Genomic DNA, 16,696 nt, shown 5'->3' on the forward strand with positions numbered 1-16,696 from the left:
CTCTGCAGCGCACCACGCCGCAAGCGCGGCGCGCTGCGCCGCGTCCGGGGCACGCTGGCGTATTGCGGGTGCTTGAACTGGTAGGACCGATTCCGACGGAAGCTCTCAGCAAATCCGCGGCAATTGATCGCCGATCATCAGATCGACCAGTCGCTCGCTGCCGAACCGGGTGCGCATCACCACGTCGCCGGACGGCCCCGCGGTGATCTCGCCGATCGCGCAAGCATCAGTTCCATCGGCGCGGGCACGCCACGCCGCCAGCGCGGCGTCGGCCTGATCGGCCGGCACCACCGCGACCAAGGTGCCTTCATTGGCGAGATACAAGGGATCGAGGCCCAAAATTTCGCAGACGCCGTCGACTTCGGGACGCACCGGAATCTTCGCCTCGTCGATCGCGACGCCGATCTTGGCGGCCGCCGCGATTTCGTTCAGCACCGCGGCGACGCCGCCGCGGGTCGCATCGCGCGCGCAACGCGTGGCGGGCGCGGCCTCAAGCAGCGCATTCATCAGGCCGTTGAGCGGACGGCAATCGCTGATCAACTTGGTTTCCAGCAATAGATCGCCGCGCGCGGCCATCACCGCGGCGCCGTGATCGCCGATCGGGCCATTGACCAGCACCACGTCGCCCGGCCGCACATTCACCGCGGCGAGATTGCGCCCCGGCGGAAACACCCCGACGCCGGCGGTGGTAATGAACAATCCGTCGGCCGCGCCGCGCTCCACCACCTTGGTGTCGCCGGTGACGATCAGCACGCCGGCCTCGGCCGCCGAGGCCCGCATCGACGCCACGATGCGGCGCAGCTTTTCGAATTCAAAACCTTCCTCGATCACCACCGCGCAGGACAGCCACAGCGGCGTGGCGCCGCCGACTGCGAGATCGTTCACCGTGCCGCACACCGCGAGCTTGCCGATATCGCCGCCGGGAAATTCCAGCGGTCGCACCACGAAGCCGTCGGTGGTGAAGGCGAGCCGCGCGCCAGGCACCGACAGTGCGCCGAGCTCGAGCCGCGCCTGATCTTCCATGACGCCGAGAATCGGATTGTCGAACGCCGGCATGAACACTTCGGCGACGAGGTCGCGCATCGCCTTGCCGCCGCCGCCATGCGCCAGCGTCACCACCGTCCCAATCAACTTGCTCATACCGCAGCCTCCGCCGTGGCGACGCGCCGCCCGGCATATTGCCAATACGCCGCGCAAGACCCTTCCGACGACACCATCAGCGCGCCGACCGGCGTTTCCGGCCGGCACACCGTGCCGAACAGCGGACAATCCGGCGGCTTCACCGCGCCCTTCACCACTTCACCGCAGCGGCAATCCGCCAGTTCGGGCGCGGTCGCCGCCCGCGTGCCGCCATAGCCGACGCCGAATTTCTGCTCGGCGTCGAACGCGGCGTAGCGGCCGCGAATCTTCATGCCCGACCATTCGATCTCGCCGAGGCCGCGCCATTCGAAGCTGGCGCGCGGCTCGAACACCGCGTCGATCGCCGCCAGCGCCTGCGGATTGCCGGCCTTGCGCACCACCCGCGCGTACTGATTTTCCACCTCGGCGCGGCCTTCGACCAGTTGCGTCAGCACCATCGCCACCGATTGCAACAGATCGACCGGCTCGAAGCCCGCGACCACCACCGGGCGGTGGAATTGTTCGGCGATGAACTCATACGGCTCCAGCCCGATCACCATGCTGACATGGCCGGGGCCGACGAAGCCGTGGATCTGCATCATCGGGTCCTGCAGCAGCACGCGCAGCGGCTGCGGCACCGTGATGTGATTGCAGAACAGCGAGAAATTCTTGATGCCCTCGCGTTCGGCCTGCAGCAGCGTCAGCGCGGTGGCCGGCATCGTGGTCTCGAAACCGATGGCGAAGAACACCACTTCGCGGTCCGGCAGCTTGCGCGCCAGCGCCAGCGCATCGAGCGGCGAATAGACGATGCGCACGTCGGCGCCCTTGGCCTTAGCGACCAGCAGCGAACCCTGCGTGCCCGGCACCCGCACCGCGTCGCCGAAGGTTGCCAGCACCACGCCGGGACGGCTGGCGATCTCGATGCATTCGTCGATCCGCGCCTGCGGCAGCACGCAGACCGGGCAGCCCGGGCCATGGACGAATTCGATGCCGTCATCGATCAAGCGATCGAGGCCATGGCGAAAAATCGTGTGCGTATGGCCGCCGCAGATCTCCATGATCGAGACCGGCTTGTCGTGGGTGGCGCCGAGCGCGGCGGCGAGCCTTGCGATCCGCGTCAATTCGGCGCGGGCATGCGCCGGATCGCGGAATTCGTCGGCAAAGTTCTTGGCTTGGGTCGCGGTCATTGCGGCGCCATCACGGCGAGTTCTTCTTCCACGGCGCCGGTGGCGTCGAGCAGGTCGAGCGTGATCCGCGCCTCGTCCTCGTCGATCCGCGACACCGCAAAGCCGACATGCAGCAGCACCCAGCGCCCGATCAACGCCGCGATCGGTTCAGCGGGATCGCTGACCAGCATCACGTTGATCTCGCGGCGCACGCCCTTGACCTCGGCGAGCGCCAGCATCTTGTCCGCATCGGTGACGGCGATGATTTGTACGGGAATGCCGAGGCACATGATGCGTCCGTCCTATGTGGCCAATCGGGATTTCAACCAGGCGATCCAGGCATCCATGCCTTCGCCGCTGCGCGCCGACAGCACCAGCACCTCGACCGCAGGATTGACGCGCCTGGCGTTGGCGGTGAGCACGGCGATATCGGAATCGACGTAAGGCAACAGATCGATCTTGTTCACCAGCACCAAGCGCGCGGCGGCGAACATATCGGGATATTTCAGCGGCTTGTCGTCGCCCTCGGTGACCGAGACGATAGCGACCTTGGCGGCTTCGCCGAGATCGAATGCCGCGGGACAAACCAAGTTGCCGACGTTCTCGATGAACAACACGCCGCCGCGGGCAAGCTCGAGCTGATCGCAAGCGTGGCCCACCATATGCGCGTCGAGATGGCAGCCCTTGCCGGTGTTGATCTGCACCGCCGGCGCGCCGGCGGCGCGAATCCGGTCGGCGTCGTTGCTGGTCTGCTGGTCGCCCTCGATGACGCCGACCGGCACGCTGCCGGCGAGCGCTGCGATGGTGCGGGTCAACAGCGTGGTCTTGCCGGAGCCGGGACTCGAAACCAGATTCAGCGCCAGCACGCCGGCCTCGGCAAAGCGGGCGCGGTTGCGGGCCGCGAGGCGATCGTTCTCGGCGAGAATATCGCGCTCCAGCACGATGGTTCGCGAGCTGACGGCGCCGGGCGCCGGCGGCGCCACCGATGCGGCATGGTCGTGATGATGATGGTGATCATGATGATGACCGTCGTGGGCATGGTCATGGGCGTGGCCGTGTTCGCCGCCGTGACCATGGGCATGATCGTGGTCGTGATGGTCGTGGTCGTGGGCATGGTCGTGATCATGCGGATGGTGGTGCGCATGCCCATGGGCATCGGCGCCCTCGATGGTGGCTTCGGTTCCGCCGCATCCGCATGTGGTACACATCACGTCGTCTCCATTCGCCACGGCGACCGCCTGGCATCGGTTAGGGTCTGCAAGCCGCCGTCTCAGGCCATCGCGGTCAGCACCGGGACCAACTGGCGGGCTTCGTGGATCAGCGCCGCGGTCAACGGCGGAATCGGATCGCGCTTGGGGTAGAGCAAGCCGACCAGAGCGCTCACTTCGGGCGCGACGATCGGGATCGACACCAATTCCGGCGGCACCGACCAGTCTTCCGCCATGATCCGCGGCATCACCGTGGCCAGCCGTCCGGCGCGCAGATGCGCGATGCGGACGATGAAGTCGTTGGACTCCATCGCCGGCTGCACGGTGACGCCGACCTCCTTGAAGATGCGATCATAGATCCGGCGATTCTGCATGTCGGTCGAGGGCAGGCACAACGGCAGCGTCGCCACCTCTTCCCAGGTCACCGTCGGGCGGTCCATCAGCGGCATGTCGCGGCAGGCGATCAGGCAATAACGCTCATGATACAGCGGCACTTCGGCGTTGCGGCCGAGCGATTCCCGATCGAAATAGGTGATGCCGATATCGGTCTCGAGATTCTCCAGCCGGGCCAGGATCTCGGCGGAATTGCACGACGAGATCGAGACGTGCACGCCGGGATGCCGCTCCCAATACGACGCGGTCAGCCGCGACAGGATCGGCAACGACGTCGGAATCGCCGCGATCCGCAAATTCCCCGCGTAGCCCTGTTTCATCGATTCGATTTCGGCGGTCATCGCGCGAAAATCGCCGACGATGCTGCGCGCCCAATCCAGCACCCGCTCGCCTTCGGGCGTGAAGCCCATGAAACGCGCGCCGCGATCGACCAGGATCACGCCGAACTGAATCTCCAGTTGCTTGATGGCCGCCGAGAGGTTGGGCTGCGAAACGCCACAGACTTGCGCGGCGCGGCCAAAGTGTTTCTCGCGTCCGAGCGCCAGGAGATATTCGAACTTCTCGTACATGCTGCAAAGACCCTACGGAACAATCACGAGGCAGTGTCGGGGAGCGGGCGTCTCTCAGCGCAAAATCCGGGCAGAGCCGGAGCATCCGTCGTGGATGCGTAGAAATCGTCCAGATCGATGGCGTCCGTTCCGCCTCTCAGCGCCGCGAAGACCTGCTGGCGCGATCGCGCCTCGGCCTCGTCGATCCGAGAAATGGCGAATCCTGCGTGGATCAGAACGAATGCGCCGACCAAATCCTCGACCGGTCGCTGCGGGCTCACCAGAAGGGCGGCCGAGACGATCTCATGCGCGGACTCTCCTTCGGCAGCCACGGCGACAAGCATCAGCGCGGAATCGGCAACGGCCACAATCTTACATGGTAGAGCGATGCACATGGCGACGATCAGGTAATGGCGTGAATATTCCCCTGTTCATCCGCGGCCGATGACGGCAGCGGCTTGAGAAGGAGGTAAACGCAGGTTGTGAATTCGACGATTGCAACGGCTGCGATCCAGTTCAGAGCACGAAACATGGTCGCAATCTCCAGCAAACCGACGCTCGTACGAATACTTGTAGCCCGTCTTTAGACTTGATCCAAATCAAGAAGCTTGACGATTAGCGGCCGGTTTCGGCTACGGGCCGTCGATCCTGTGCGCGCCTGCATAGACGTTCTGTCCCTCGTCTCGCGCCAGCGCGACGAGCGTCAGTCCGGCGGCCGCTGCCGTTCGCACAGCGAGCCCGGTCGGTGCGGAAATAGCGACAATTGCAGGCATCGACGCCATCAACGCTTTCTGCACCATCTCGTATGAACAGCGGCTGGTGATCAGGCAGAAGCCGGCGCCGAGATCGAAGCCCTGACGCATTGCCGCGCCGATCAACTTATCAAGCGCGTTATGCCGGCCGACGTCTTCGCGCACCAGCAGGATGTCGCCTTCGATTGCAACCCATGCCGCGGCGTGCGCGGCGCGGGTCAGCCGATGCAACTCTTGGTGGTTCGTCAGCGCAGCCAACGCGCGGCGCACGGCGGCCTGCGAAAACGGCTGCCCGGCGGGCGCCTGCGGCGTGTCGGCGCGGGTGTCGGCAACTTCCTCGACGCCGCACAGACCGCAACTGGTGTGGCCGCGCAGATTGCGCGTGCGACGCCGCGAGAGAAAGTCCTGAAACCGCTCCGGCACCAGCACCAGATTGATTTCGACGCCGTCGCAGGTTTGCTGCACGGAGATCTCGCGAACGTCGGATGCCGCCTTGATGATGCCCTCGGTCACCGAAAAGCCGATCGCGAAATCCTCGAGATCGGCCGGCGACGCCATCATCACCGCGTGCGGGATGCCGCTGTACAACACGCCGATCGGCACCTCCTCGGCGACCATCGCCGTTGACTTGCCGCGACCGAGCGGCTGCACCGCGATTTCACACGACGTGCGCACCGACGCCGGCAGCAGTTCCAATCCCGAATTGTCCAACATCGCGATCTCCCAACTGGCGCCTGCCGTTACGGCGCGCCGCGGATTGCATCAGCCGAAATCCCGCGCTGATGCGGGGCGGGGCGGTCCGCAAGCTGGCGCACTTCGATGGCGCAACCGACGCAGGGATCGTAGAGCGACGCGAGCCGTGCGATGGCGGATTTCGCCGCGTCGCCGTCCTCGCCGACCGGAAACTTGTCGAGCGCGGCGGCGAACGGACCGTCGGCGGCGAAATTCCATTCGGTCGGCGCCAGGATCAGATAGCGCTGCACGGTTCCTTGCGGGGCCAGCCGCACCAGATGATGCAGCCGCCCACGCGGCGTTTCCACCGCACAGAACCCGACGCCCGGGCCAAGCGAGGCGGTGGAGAGCCATTCCGAACCGTCGGCCCGCTGCGTGCCGGCAATCAGATCGGCCGCTTCGGCCACCTCGGCGAGCCGCGCGCAGAGTCGCTCCGCCGGCGAGGCAGGGCGCAGCCCGCGCAACGCGGCGCGCGCCGCGGGTCCGGTCTCCGGACGTCGCCCCGGCAGCCACGGCGCCGCGGCGAATGTCTCTTCCTGATCGTCGAGCGCAGCCAGCACCTGCTCATCGTCGTTCGCCGTGAGAACGTCGACGGTCGGCGCTCCGATGCTATCGGCGCCGGCGGTGATCAGCAGCCGCTCGACCCAGGAGCCGGCCGCGGTTGTGTTGCGATCCCGGGTCGCCATGCCGAGCGCGCCGACGGCGCCGAGCAAGGCCTCGCCGTCGATGTGCGACCCCTTGGCCAAGGTCAACGCCGACGACAGCGCCGCAGCCTCGATCGGCGTCGGCCGCACCGTGCTGCCCCAATCGATGAACGTCGCCTGCAGATGCGCGACGACGCGCTCGGCGGCCAGCATGCGAACCGCGGTGTCCGGCGACGGCGCCTCCATCGCAGCGCCCGCCATCGCCAGCGCATTGATCGCGGCGAGCCAATGCGAGGTGCCGCACAACGCAAACAGCCGCCGCGTCAGATCGGGAATGGCGACCGGCCGGTGCCGTGCAATCGCGGCCGCAAGGCCGCGCGGTCGATCGCTCAACACGCTGCGCGCGACCACCCGTGCGTCCGCCACATCGGCCGTGATGCGGACGCAACCGGGCTGCAGCGGGTCTGCCACGATCAGCCGCCTGTCACATTCATGCTGCGCTCGACCGTCACCGGGAAACGGTTGGCGGTCGCGAAATCGTGGCCGTCGGGCTTGTGCGCGACCGCGGCATGGATCGCATCGATCAGCGGCGCCTCGCTTTCGCTGCTGCGCAGCGCGGCGCGCAGATCGAGGCCTTCGACATGGCCGAGGCAGGGCACCAACTGGCCGGTCGAGGTGATGCGGACCCGGTTGCATGACTCGCAAAAGCCGCGGCTCATCGGCGTGATGAAGCCGACCCGGCCGCCGGTCTGCGCCACCCGCACATAGCGCGCGGGACCGCTGGAGCGATCCAGCAGATCGGTCAGCGTGAAGCGGGTCTCGAGATCGGCACGGATCTTCTGCAGCGACACGAACGACGCCGGGCGCTTGCCGGCGTACAGCCCCATCGGCATGACTTCGATCAGCGTCAGATCCATGTTGCGGGCGTGGGCGTATTCGATCAGCGCCGGGATCGCAGCTTCGTTCACCCCGGCCTGCACCACGGTGTTGAGTTTCACCGGCAATCCGGCGGCGCGCGCCGCCGCGATGCCGTCCAGCACCACGTCGACGTCGCCGCCCATCGTGATCGACTTGAATTCAACCGGATCGAGCGTGTCGACCGAGACGTTGATGCGGCTCAGCCCGGCATCGGCGAGTTCGCGGGCGTAGCGGCCGAGCAGCGCGCCGTTGGTGGTCATGGTGATTTCGTCGAGCGCGCCGGAGACCAGGTGCCGCGACAGCGCGCGCACGAAGGACATCAGGTTGCGGCGGACCAGCGGTTCGCCGCCGGTCAGACGGACGCGGCGCACGCCGCAGCCGACGAAGGCCGAACACAGCCGATCAAGTTCGTCGAGCGTGAGCAGTTCGGCGCGCGGCGCAAATACCGGATGGGCGCCCAGGCAATAACTGCAGCGGAAATTACAGCGATCGGTCACCGAGACCCGCAGCCTGTCGATGTGGCGACCGTGTGGGTCGATCAGCGTGCCGCGAGTAGAAACGTCGTGACGGATGGACATGGGAGATTCCCCGGAAGTACTGGATCTCATCGTAAGTATCCGTCCGTGGCCGACGCTGCCGGCCACGGACGGCCGTGTGTGGATTACTCAGCCGGCATCGCCCGCTTGCCATTGGAGGGCGCCACCTGCTTGGCGGCGCGCGGCGGCAGCGGCGTCAAGCCACCGAGACCCTTGCGGTAGATCGCCCAGTAGATGAAACCGACAAAGCCGGCGCCGCCGACGATGTTGCCCAGCGTCGCGGGGATCAGGTTATGCACGATGCCGAGCGTGGTGATCACGGAGACATCCATGCCGGCCGGCACATGGCCGGTTTCCACCAGCACCCAAGCCATCGGCAGGAAGAACATGTTGGCGACGCAATGCTCGAACCCGGCAGCAACGAATGCCGCGACCGGCAGCACCATGCCGGCCATCTTGTCGGCGACCGAGCGACCCGCATAAGCAAGCCAGACGCCGAGGCAGACCAGCAAGTTACACAGAATGCCCTTGAAGAAGATCGTCACCATGTCGGGTTGGATCTTGCTCGCCGCAAGCTTGAGGATCGCGGTCCCGACCGCGCCGTTGTTGAGATCGGCGAAGTGGGCCATGTACAACATGAAGACCAGGCCAAGAGCGCCGACGAGATTGCCGACCCATACGACGGTCCAGTTACGAAACACCTCGCCGGTTCGGATCTGACCGTTCCACCACGCCATAACGATCAAACAGTTGCCGGTGAACAGCTCGGCGCCGCCGATCATCACGATGCTGAGCCCCAGCGAGAAGGCGATGCCACCGAGGAAGCGCTGTGGCGCGAAGCCGAGCGTCGGATCCGCCAGCACGATGATAAAGAACATGCCGCCGATCCCGATGGAGCCGCCGGCGATCATCGACAGCATGAACTCGGGCAGGAAGGGCATCCGCGCCTTCTTGACGCCGAGCTTTTCGACCTTGTCTTGAATTTCAGCTGGAGAGTAGGCGTCTGAGCCCAATATTGCGTTATCAGCCACGGCGTGTCTCCTTCAATGTGGCACTAAGTCACTAAGTCACTGAGTCACTAAGTCATTGCTGTCTGGTCGTGGCGTTCGGCCACGGTCGGCAGATCGTCAGGGTCCGTACCCAATAAGAGGCTTCGGTGCAGACCCTCCACCGCAGCCTTAACCGCCGGCGTCATGTCGCCGTAGAACGTCACCACGGCCGGCTGAATGCCGACGAACGTCACCCGCGGCACGGTCTCCCGCAGCGAGGCGATCAGCACGTCGAGCGGGATAGCGTGAGTGGTGATCAGGAATTGCTTGGCGACGTCGGCCTCTTCGATCCGGCACACCGTGCCGGGGGGAAGCTGCATGTCGGCCGCGTCGACCAACAGCACCCGCTCGGGCGCCTCGGCGCGGACCACATAAGTGACGTTCTCCGGCGTGGCGCCGCCGTCGAGCACGCTCCAACCCGTCGCCGGATTGGCTTCGAGCAGCTCCGCAAGCAGCGGCCCTGCCCCGTCGTCGCCCATCAGCGTGTTGCCGACCGTCAGCACCATTCCGGTCATAGCCGTCGTCCCATCAGATAGATGGCGGGCTCCGCCTCGATCGCCGCCAGCGAGACCCCGAGTTCGCGCAGCCAATCGGCGGATTCGCTGTCCAGCGACGGCGAGACTTGATCGATCGCAGCGCCGAGCAGCTCGGTGTGCGAACGGTCGATGGTGATCTCACCGAAGCGATGCAGGCCGTCGAGCTTGCGCCTCGCCTCGCCCTCGGGCATCGCCGCGACCAGCCGTTCGAAGAATTCGGCTTTGCAGCGAAGCACCGGCTTGAAGCAATCGAACACCCCGACGTGATGTCCGATCGCCAGCGAGTAGTAGATCACCTGCTTGGCGTCATCCGGGATGTCGCCGTCGCGCTCCATGATCTTGGCATTGAGGCGGTAGAAGATGACGTCGCCGCTCATCACCGCAACTCCGTTTGCACCAATGCTTCGCCGAGCCGCAGGAAGATCTCGGCCTGCCGCGGGTCGCTCTCGGCGGCCGCGAAGCTGGCGATGCGCTGATGCAGCGGCGTGGTGCCGCCGAGTTCGATCATGGCGAGGAAACGATCGGCGATATCGCGGCCCTGGCGGTAGCCGGCCATGCGGCGGGCCTCGCGCTCGACGTGAACGCGCAAGTTATAAGGAATCGCCGCGTGGTTGATTCCGGCCTGCTCGTCCTCGCCTTCGATGTGGGTCTTGGCCTTCAGCTTCTGATCCAACAGGCCGAGCGCGACGGCGAAGCCATAGATCGTGGCCGGCGGCGTCGGCGGGCAGCCCGGAATGTAGACGTCGACCGGGACCACCTGATCGGTGCCGCCCCAGACGCAGTACAGATCGTGGAAGATGCCGCCGGTGCAACCGCAGGCGCCGTACGACACCACGATCTTCGGATCCGGAGCGGCCTCGTAGGCGCGCAGCGCCGGCATCCGCATCGCGCGGGTCACCGCGCCGGTGAACAGCAGAATGTCGGCGTGACGCGGCGAGGCGACCACCTTGATGCCGAACCGTTCGGCGTCGAAGATCGGCGTGATGGCGGCGAAGATCTCGATCTCGCAGCCGTTGCAGCCGCCGCAGTCGACCCGATACACATAAGCGGAGCGGCGGATATTCGACAGCAGCGAGGATTTCATCCGCTTGATGTCGGCGGGGGTGTCCATTTTCATCGACGTTTCTCCTGCTGATCGGTGATGCGGGCGATCTGCACCAGGTCATTGACGCGCTTGCAGCTCGGGCAAGTTGCCAGCATCCGACGCCGGCGCTCGATTTCCGCGGACGCCGTCGCCGTGACTTCGGCGCCGTCCTTGACGGTGGCCGCCTCGATCAGCGCGGTGACGTAGGCGATCTCCTTGGCGGGCGCGAACGGCTCGCCGCAGCAGACGCAGTTGGCGAGCTTGAACACCGCCTTGACCGTGAGGTCCGCCTTGTTGGCGACCGCAAGCTCGAAGTCCGGCGTCAGCTTGATCGCCTGGGTCGGACAGACCTCCTCGCAGCGGCCGCAGAACACGCAGCGGCCGTACGAGATCGACCAGGTGCGCGTGCCCGCAACAAGGTCGGTTTCCATCGTCAAGGCGTTGGCCGGACAGGCGACGGTGCACGCCGCGCAGGCGATGCACTGTTCCGCGTTGTGCTCGGGCTTGCCGCGAAAATCCTTGGAGATTTCCAGCGGCGCGAACGGATATTTCACCGTGGCTTCGCCCGTGCGGAAGACTTCCTTTAGCAGTTTGAACATTGACGTCTTCCCTACTTCAACGGCGAGTCTTTGCGCTCGCGGCAATAGCGTTCCATTTCCTTGTAGGGAATCGTCTTGCTGGTCTCCTTCTTGACATCGACCACGGTGACGCGGTCGGTGCAGGAGTAGCAAGGGTCGATCGAACCTACGATGAGTGGCGCATCGGACACCGTGTTGCCGCGCAGCATGTAGCGAAGCACCGGCCAGTTGGCGTAGGTCGAGGCCCGGCAGCGCCAGCGATAGAGCTTCTGGTTGTCGCCGGTCATCGACCAGTGGATGTCCTCGCCGCGGGGGGCTTCGGTGAAGCCGAGCGCGAACTGGTGGGGCTTGTAGGTGAAGTCCTCGTTGATGATCGGGCCTTCCGGGGTGCCTTCGAGCAACTGCTCGATCAGCGAGAGGCTGTCGAAGATCTCGGCGGCACGAACCATGGTTCGCGACAGCACGTCGCAGCCGTCGCCGGTGTGAACGCCGAGCTTGACGTTCTTATAGCCGGCGAAGGCGTGGTCGACGCGGGTGTCGCGTTTAAAGCCGCTGCCGCGCACCAACGGACCGACCGGCGAATAATCGCGCGCGATCTTGCGATCGAGCAGGCCGACGCCGGCCACGCGCGGGCCGAAGTTCGGCGTCGCCAACAGCATTTCCAACAGCCGCTGCACTTCTTCGCGCAGTTCGCCGACCAATTGCAGGGTGCGGGTGCGCTGCTCGCCGAGGATATCGCGGCGCACGCCACCGATCAGGTTGATCGCATAGGTCTTGCGGGCGCCGGTCAGCATCTCCGCCAGCGTCATCGCCTTTTCGCGGACCCGGAAGAACTGCATGAAGCCGGAGTCGAAGCCGACGAAATGGCAGACCAGGCCGAGGTTCAGCATGTGGCTGTGCAACCGCTCGGTTTCCAGCAGCAGCGAGCGGATCGCCTGGGCGCGCTGCGGCACGATGATGCCGAGCGCGTTTTCGACGGAGTTGGCATAGGCCACCGAGTGGGCGTAGCCGCAAATGCCGCAGACCCGGTCGGCGAGGAACGTCACCTCGTTGTAGCCCATCCGGGTTTCGGCGAGCTTCTCCATGCCGCGATGCACGTAGAACATCCGGTAGTCGGCGTCGACGATGTCTTCACCGTCGACGAACAGCCGGAAATGGCCGGGTTCGTCCGAGGTGATGTGCAACGGCCCGAGCGGCACCACGGTGGTCTCGCCGGCCGCGTCGTTGCGGAACTGGTAGTTCTCTTTGTCGCTGGTCGGCGGCGGACGCAGCCGATAGTCCATCGAGTCCTTGCGCAGCGGGTGCAACCCGTCCGGCCAATCGTCCGGCAGCACCAGGCGGCGCTCGTCCGGCAGACCGACCGGGCGCAGGCCGTACATGTCGCGGATTTCGCGCTCGCCCCAGACGCAGCCCGGAACCTTCGGCGTCACCGAGGGGAATTCCTCGTTGTCGCTCGGCACCGCGGCGTGGACGACGACGTGGCACTTCTCCTCGCCTTCCATCGACAGCACGTAGTACAGGCCGAAGCTGTCGTTGAGCGAACGCTCGTCGTTGCCGACCACCACCGAGAGCCAGCCTTCGCGCCCGTAATACAGCGTCGAGACGGCCTCGGGGAGTTGGTTCAGCTTGACGGTGACGGTGACCTGCTTGTCCGTCTGCCAGCGCTCTTCGAGCACGGCATGCGGCAACTTCTGGCGCAAATATTCGATATGCGAGGCGCCGACCCGGTCTGCTACATTGATGTTCATGTCAGTTCTCCGTTGGGGCCGGCGGCTATTTCTTCGCCGCGACGTGTTCGATCGGCGTGGCGGTCGCCGTCGCATGTCCTTGATCCATGACGATGCCGGTGGCCTGGCGCAGGATCTCGCCGACCGGGCGAGGCATCGCGACGCCGAACACCATGATGAGCGCCAGCAGCACCCCCATCGGCGCCAGCGACAGCCAGCTGGAGTCGCTCTTCTCCATGTTCTCGGGCGCCTTGCCGAGCACCGAATGCGCGATGATGTCGACCAGCGCCGCAACCGTGATGGTGAACAGCAGCGCGACCAGGATCATCAGCTTCGGATATCCGGCGTCGAGGCCGGCGGCGAACACCATGAACTCCGAGACGAACACGTTGAACGGCGGGAAGCCGGCCAGCGCGAGCGCACCCGCCATGATGAACAGCCCGGTCACCGGCGCGGTGCGCAGGATGCCCTTCACTGAGCGCAGATCGCGGGTGCCGTATTTCTGCAGTACGTTGCCCGAGCCGCAGAACAGCAGCGCCTTGGTGAAGCTGTGGTTGATGGTGTGCAGCAGCGCCGCGGCGATGCCGAGCGGGCCGCCGACGCCGAGACCGATCACGATCAGGCCGACGTGCTCGATCGAGTGGTAGGCGAGCTTGCGCTTGAAGTCGTGCTGGACGAACACCAGGAAGGCCGAGATCGCCACCGTCAGCACGCCGAGCACCAGCAGCATCGACTGCGGAAACTCCGGGCCGATCGCCTTGATGGTGACGGCGTAGTAACGAATGATGACGAACAGACCGCACTTCAGCAACACGCCGGACAGCAGACCCGAAACCGGGCTCGGCGCTTCGGAATGCGCGTCGGGCAGCCAGGCGTGCATCGGGAAGATGCCGGCCTTGGTGCCGAAGCCGATCAGCACGAACACGAAGGCGATCTTGATCAGCGTCGGATCGAGCTCCTGGGCGTGGGCCATGATGCTGGTCCACAGCACGGCCTGGTGCGGATCGATCGAGGCCGCGGCATTGGCGAAGGTCAACACCGTGCCGTAGAGGCCGAAGGCGACACCGACCGAGCAGATGATCAGGTATTTCCAGGCGGCTTCCAGCGAGGTGCCCTTGCCGTAGATGCCGACCAGGAACGCCGACCCCAAGGTCGTCGCTTCGATCCCGACCCACATCATCACGATGTTGTTGGCGGTGACCACCAGCAGCATGGTGAACAGGAACAGGTTGAAGAAGCCGTAATACAGCTTTTGCTTCCACGGCGTCAGTTCGCCGTGCGCGACGTCGTGCCGGATATAACCGATCGAGTAAAATCCGGTGAGGCAGCCGACGACGCCGATCAGACCGACGAAGATCGCGGCCAACGGATCGACCATCAGCCAGTCGCCGAACGCCATCAGGTTGCCGGACGACAACACATGACCGACGGTCATAAGAGCCAGCACCAACACGACGACGAGCGAGGCAAGGTGCAGCAGTTCGATACGCCTGGCAGTTCGTCCGCTGATGGGCATCGCGAAGATCAGCATCGCGGCGACCAGAGGGGAGATCAGCAGGAGGGGAGGCAGGTCCGAGGCGACCATGGCGATCATCCCTTCAAGGTGGTGAGCTGGTCGGCGTCGAGCGTTGCCAGCTTGCGGTTAATCTGCGTGGCCAGGATGACCATGATGACGACGGCGAAGACGGCGTCGGTGGTGATGCCGATCTCGACCAGTTCGGGAGCGCTGCCCGCCAGCAGGGCGAGCGTCAGGTGCGAGCCGTTCTCCATCAGGCAATAGCCGAACACCTGCTTGAGGATGTTGCGCTGGGTCACGATGCAGGCCAGCCCGAAGAAGAAGTGGGCGAGCGAGATGGCGAGCGCGGGCTTGATCCCCGCGGCCGCCGGCAGCGTCACGCCGGAGATGATCAGCGTGCAGAGCAGGACGACGACGGCGGCGAGCAACACGGTGACGGCGGGCGAGATCCGCTCGCCGGTTCCGAGCCGTTCGTCCGACAGCCGGCCGAAGCTGCGCGCCATGATCACCGGCACCAGCACCACCTTGGTGACGAACGCCACCGCGGCCCAGATATAGAGTTGCGGCGCGTTGGTGGCCGAGCCGAGGGCGACGAACACCGCCACCAGCACCAACGATTGAAGCGCGTAGAACTTGGCCGATTGTGAGGGCTTGCGCGCCACCACCACCAGCAGCGAGGTGACTATCAGCAGGCCCGCAAGCCCATTTACGATCTGTAATCCAGACATCTTGTTGTCCTCAACCGAGCCAGCTAGCGGCGATGAAGCTTGAGCAGACCGCCATGACGATCAACGTGATCAGCACGATCTGCATGGAGAGCGGAACCGGGGACGCTGCGGCCACCGCCTCCGACGGACGACCCGGCACTGTCCAACCGACCCATTTCAGGAACCAGGCGAAGCTGCCGACCGATTCAAGCAACGCGATCACCAACAGCACCATCAGCAAGGGGTGCTGTTGAGCGACCTCAAAGCCGCCGGCGAAGATCGCGAACTTCGAGAAGAAGCCGTTGAACGGCGGGACGCCGGCGATCGCCAAGGCCGCCACCACGAAGGCGATGCCGAGCAACGGCGATTTCGACAGGACGCCGCGCAACAGCGGCAACATGCGCGTTCCGGTGGTGTAACTCAGTGCGCCGGCGACCAAGAAGAACAGCGTCTTGGCGAAGGCATGGTTGAACAAGTGAGCGATGGCGCCGTTGAAGGCCATCTGCGAACCGAACACCGACAGCCCGAGACCGAGGAACATGTAGGAGAGCTGGGTGATGGTGGAGTAGGCCAAGAGCCGCTTCATGTCACACTGCGGCAGATACATGATGAAGCCGTACACCAGGGTGATGGTCGCCATGATGGTGCAGACGTAGCCGACCAGTTCCGGCGCGCCGTTCGACGACATCAGCGCGCGGGCGAAGATGTAGACGCCGACTTTGACCATCGAGGCGGCGTGCAGGTAGGCGCTGACCGGGGTCGGCGCTTCCATGGCGTCGGGCAGCCACATGTGGAACGGCAGCTGCGCCGACTTGCCCCAGGCGGCGACCAGAATCGCCAGCAGCACGATGGTCTTGGCGCTGTCCGACAGCCCGCCGATCGCCGACAGCGCGAACGTGTGCGTCTCCAGGAACATGACGCTGGCCGCGACATACAGCCCGAGCGAGGCGATATGGGTGATGATCAGCGCCTTGGCGGCGGAATACAGCGACTTCGGCTTTTCGTAGTAACCGATCAGCGCCCAGGAGCAGACGCCGCTGATTTCGAAGAACACCAGCTGGCCGATCACCGTGGTGGAGAACACCAGGCCCGCCATCGCGCCGATGAACAGCGAAAGGAAGGCGAAGTAGCGCCGCCGCACGATATCCGGATGCTCGCGATTGCCGGCGTCGAGATAGCCGCCGGAGTAGATCGAGATCAGGAAGCCGATGCCGACCACCGCGCAGGCGACCAATACCGACACGGTGTCGACGCCGAAGCCGAGGATCTCGACGCCGCCGAAGTTGATTACCGAATATTCGCTCGCCACCTTGCCGCCGATGGCGAACTGGTAGGCGAGCACGAGCAGCACGGCGGTGGCGAGGCCAGCGAAGACCTGGCCGAGGCGTTTCGAGGCCGACCGCGGCGAGAGCGCGATGAGAGCGGCTCCGACGGTGGGAAGTAGGATGCTTGCTAGCGCAAGGGCGATCATGGCTTTGCTCCT

Annotated in this window: 19 protein-coding genes; all 19 read right to left on the reverse strand. The window is 65.3% G+C overall.

The window, feature by feature from the left end; genetic code table 11:
- Positions 1 to 105: 105 nt before the first annotated feature.
- The 19 genes from hypE to RPC_RS22925 all read right to left on the reverse strand — a co-directional run bounded on the left by hypE (position 106) and on the right by RPC_RS22925 (position 16,684).
- The gene (gene hypE, locus RPC_RS22840; protein WP_011474956.1) at positions 106 to 1,140 is read right to left on the reverse strand and encodes a hydrogenase expression/formation protein HypE; all 1,035 of its coding nucleotides are present in this window, start codon (positions 1,138 to 1,140) and stop codon (positions 106 to 108) included.
- Complete coding sequence (hypD, locus tag RPC_RS22845) at positions 1,137 to 2,306, reverse strand: hydrogenase formation protein HypD (protein WP_011474957.1); 1,170 nt, start codon at positions 2,304 to 2,306, stop codon at positions 1,137 to 1,139. The genes hypE and hypD overlap by 4 nt, the downstream gene beginning before the upstream one ends.
- Positions 2,303 to 2,575 (reverse strand): HypC/HybG/HupF family hydrogenase formation chaperone, encoded by a 273-nt coding sequence (locus RPC_RS22850; RefSeq protein ID WP_011474958.1) that lies wholly within the window; start codon positions 2,573 to 2,575, stop codon positions 2,303 to 2,305. The genes hypD and RPC_RS22850 overlap by 4 nt, the downstream gene beginning before the upstream one ends.
- A 12-nt stretch (positions 2,576 to 2,587) precedes the next feature.
- Positions 2,588 to 3,493 carry a hydrogenase nickel incorporation protein HypB gene (hypB, locus tag RPC_RS22855; protein ID WP_011474959.1) on the reverse strand — a complete coding sequence of 302 codons (906 nt, stop codon included), beginning with the start codon at positions 3,491 to 3,493 and terminating at the stop codon, positions 2,588 to 2,590.
- Between the two features lie 62 nt (positions 3,494 to 3,555).
- Positions 3,556 to 4,455 (reverse strand): LysR family transcriptional regulator, encoded by a 900-nt coding sequence (locus RPC_RS22860; protein WP_011474960.1) that lies wholly within the window; start codon positions 4,453 to 4,455, stop codon positions 3,556 to 3,558.
- A gap of 23 nt (positions 4,456 to 4,478) precedes the next feature.
- Positions 4,479 to 4,829, reverse strand: coding sequence for a HypC/HybG/HupF family hydrogenase formation chaperone (locus RPC_RS25200; protein WP_011474961.1), 351 nt, complete (start codon positions 4,827 to 4,829; stop codon positions 4,479 to 4,481).
- 8 nt (positions 4,830 to 4,837) lie between these two features.
- Positions 4,838 to 4,984, reverse strand: coding sequence for a hypothetical protein (locus RPC_RS26580; RefSeq protein ID WP_167532091.1), 147 nt, complete (start codon positions 4,982 to 4,984; stop codon positions 4,838 to 4,840).
- A gap of 82 nt (positions 4,985 to 5,066) precedes the next feature.
- Positions 5,067 to 5,900 (reverse strand): formate dehydrogenase accessory sulfurtransferase FdhD, encoded by an 834-nt coding sequence (fdhD, locus tag RPC_RS22870; protein ID WP_011474962.1) that lies wholly within the window; start codon positions 5,898 to 5,900, stop codon positions 5,067 to 5,069.
- Positions 5,901 to 5,926: 26 nt separating this feature from the next.
- Positions 5,927 to 7,033 carry a nickel-dependent hydrogenase large subunit gene (locus tag RPC_RS25205; protein ID WP_011474963.1) on the reverse strand — a complete coding sequence of 369 codons (1,107 nt, stop codon included), beginning with the start codon at positions 7,031 to 7,033 and terminating at the stop codon, positions 5,927 to 5,929.
- Between the two features lie 2 nt (positions 7,034 to 7,035).
- A complete protein-coding gene (gene moaA, locus RPC_RS22880) occupies positions 7,036 to 8,058 on the reverse strand; it encodes a GTP 3',8-cyclase MoaA (protein WP_011474964.1) in 1,023 nt (340 codons plus the stop codon).
- An 83-nt stretch (positions 8,059 to 8,141) separates the two neighbouring features.
- Entirely contained in the window at positions 8,142 to 9,047 is a 906-nt protein-coding gene (locus RPC_RS22885) for a formate/nitrite transporter family protein (RefSeq protein ID WP_011474965.1), read from the reverse strand.
- Positions 9,048 to 9,094: 47 nt separating this feature from the next.
- Positions 9,095 to 9,580 carry a hydrogenase maturation peptidase HycI gene (hycI, locus tag RPC_RS22890; protein WP_011474966.1) on the reverse strand — a complete coding sequence of 162 codons (486 nt, stop codon included), beginning with the start codon at positions 9,578 to 9,580 and terminating at the stop codon, positions 9,095 to 9,097.
- The gene (locus tag RPC_RS22895) at positions 9,577 to 9,978 is read right to left on the reverse strand and encodes a formate hydrogenlyase maturation HycH family protein (RefSeq protein ID WP_011474967.1); all 402 of its coding nucleotides are present in this window, start codon (positions 9,976 to 9,978) and stop codon (positions 9,577 to 9,579) included. Before RPC_RS22895 ends, hycI begins: the two co-directional genes overlap by 4 nt.
- Positions 9,978 to 10,718, reverse strand: a complete 741-nt coding sequence (locus tag RPC_RS22900) for an NADH-quinone oxidoreductase subunit B family protein (RefSeq protein WP_011474968.1) — start codon at positions 10,716 to 10,718, stop codon at positions 9,978 to 9,980. Before RPC_RS22900 ends, RPC_RS22895 begins: the two co-directional genes overlap by 1 nt.
- On the reverse strand, positions 10,715 to 11,284 hold the full coding sequence (locus tag RPC_RS22905; RefSeq protein ID WP_011474969.1) for a formate hydrogenlyase complex iron-sulfur subunit: 570 nt from the start codon (positions 11,282 to 11,284) through the stop codon (positions 10,715 to 10,717). The genes RPC_RS22900 and RPC_RS22905 overlap by 4 nt, the downstream gene beginning before the upstream one ends.
- 11 nt (positions 11,285 to 11,295) lie before the next feature.
- Entirely contained in the window at positions 11,296 to 13,011 is a 1,716-nt protein-coding gene (locus RPC_RS22910) for an NADH-quinone oxidoreductase subunit C (RefSeq protein WP_011474970.1), read from the reverse strand.
- Between the two features lie 25 nt (positions 13,012 to 13,036).
- Positions 13,037 to 14,575 (reverse strand): hydrogenase 4 subunit F, encoded by a 1,539-nt coding sequence (locus tag RPC_RS22915; protein ID WP_011474971.1) that lies wholly within the window; start codon positions 14,573 to 14,575, stop codon positions 13,037 to 13,039.
- Between the two features lie 5 nt (positions 14,576 to 14,580).
- Positions 14,581 to 15,234 (reverse strand): hydrogenase 4 membrane subunit, encoded by a 654-nt coding sequence (hyfE, locus tag RPC_RS22920; protein WP_011474972.1) that lies wholly within the window; start codon positions 15,232 to 15,234, stop codon positions 14,581 to 14,583.
- A gap of 10 nt (positions 15,235 to 15,244) precedes the next feature.
- Complete coding sequence (locus RPC_RS22925) at positions 15,245 to 16,684, reverse strand: hydrogenase 4 subunit D (RefSeq protein WP_011474973.1); 1,440 nt, start codon at positions 16,682 to 16,684, stop codon at positions 15,245 to 15,247.
- Positions 16,685 to 16,696: the final 12 nt, after the last annotated feature.

It is taken from the genome of Rhodopseudomonas palustris BisB18 (assembly GCF_000013745.1).
Taxonomy (GTDB): Bacteria; Pseudomonadota; Alphaproteobacteria; order Rhizobiales; family Xanthobacteraceae; genus Rhodopseudomonas_A; species Rhodopseudomonas_A palustris_F.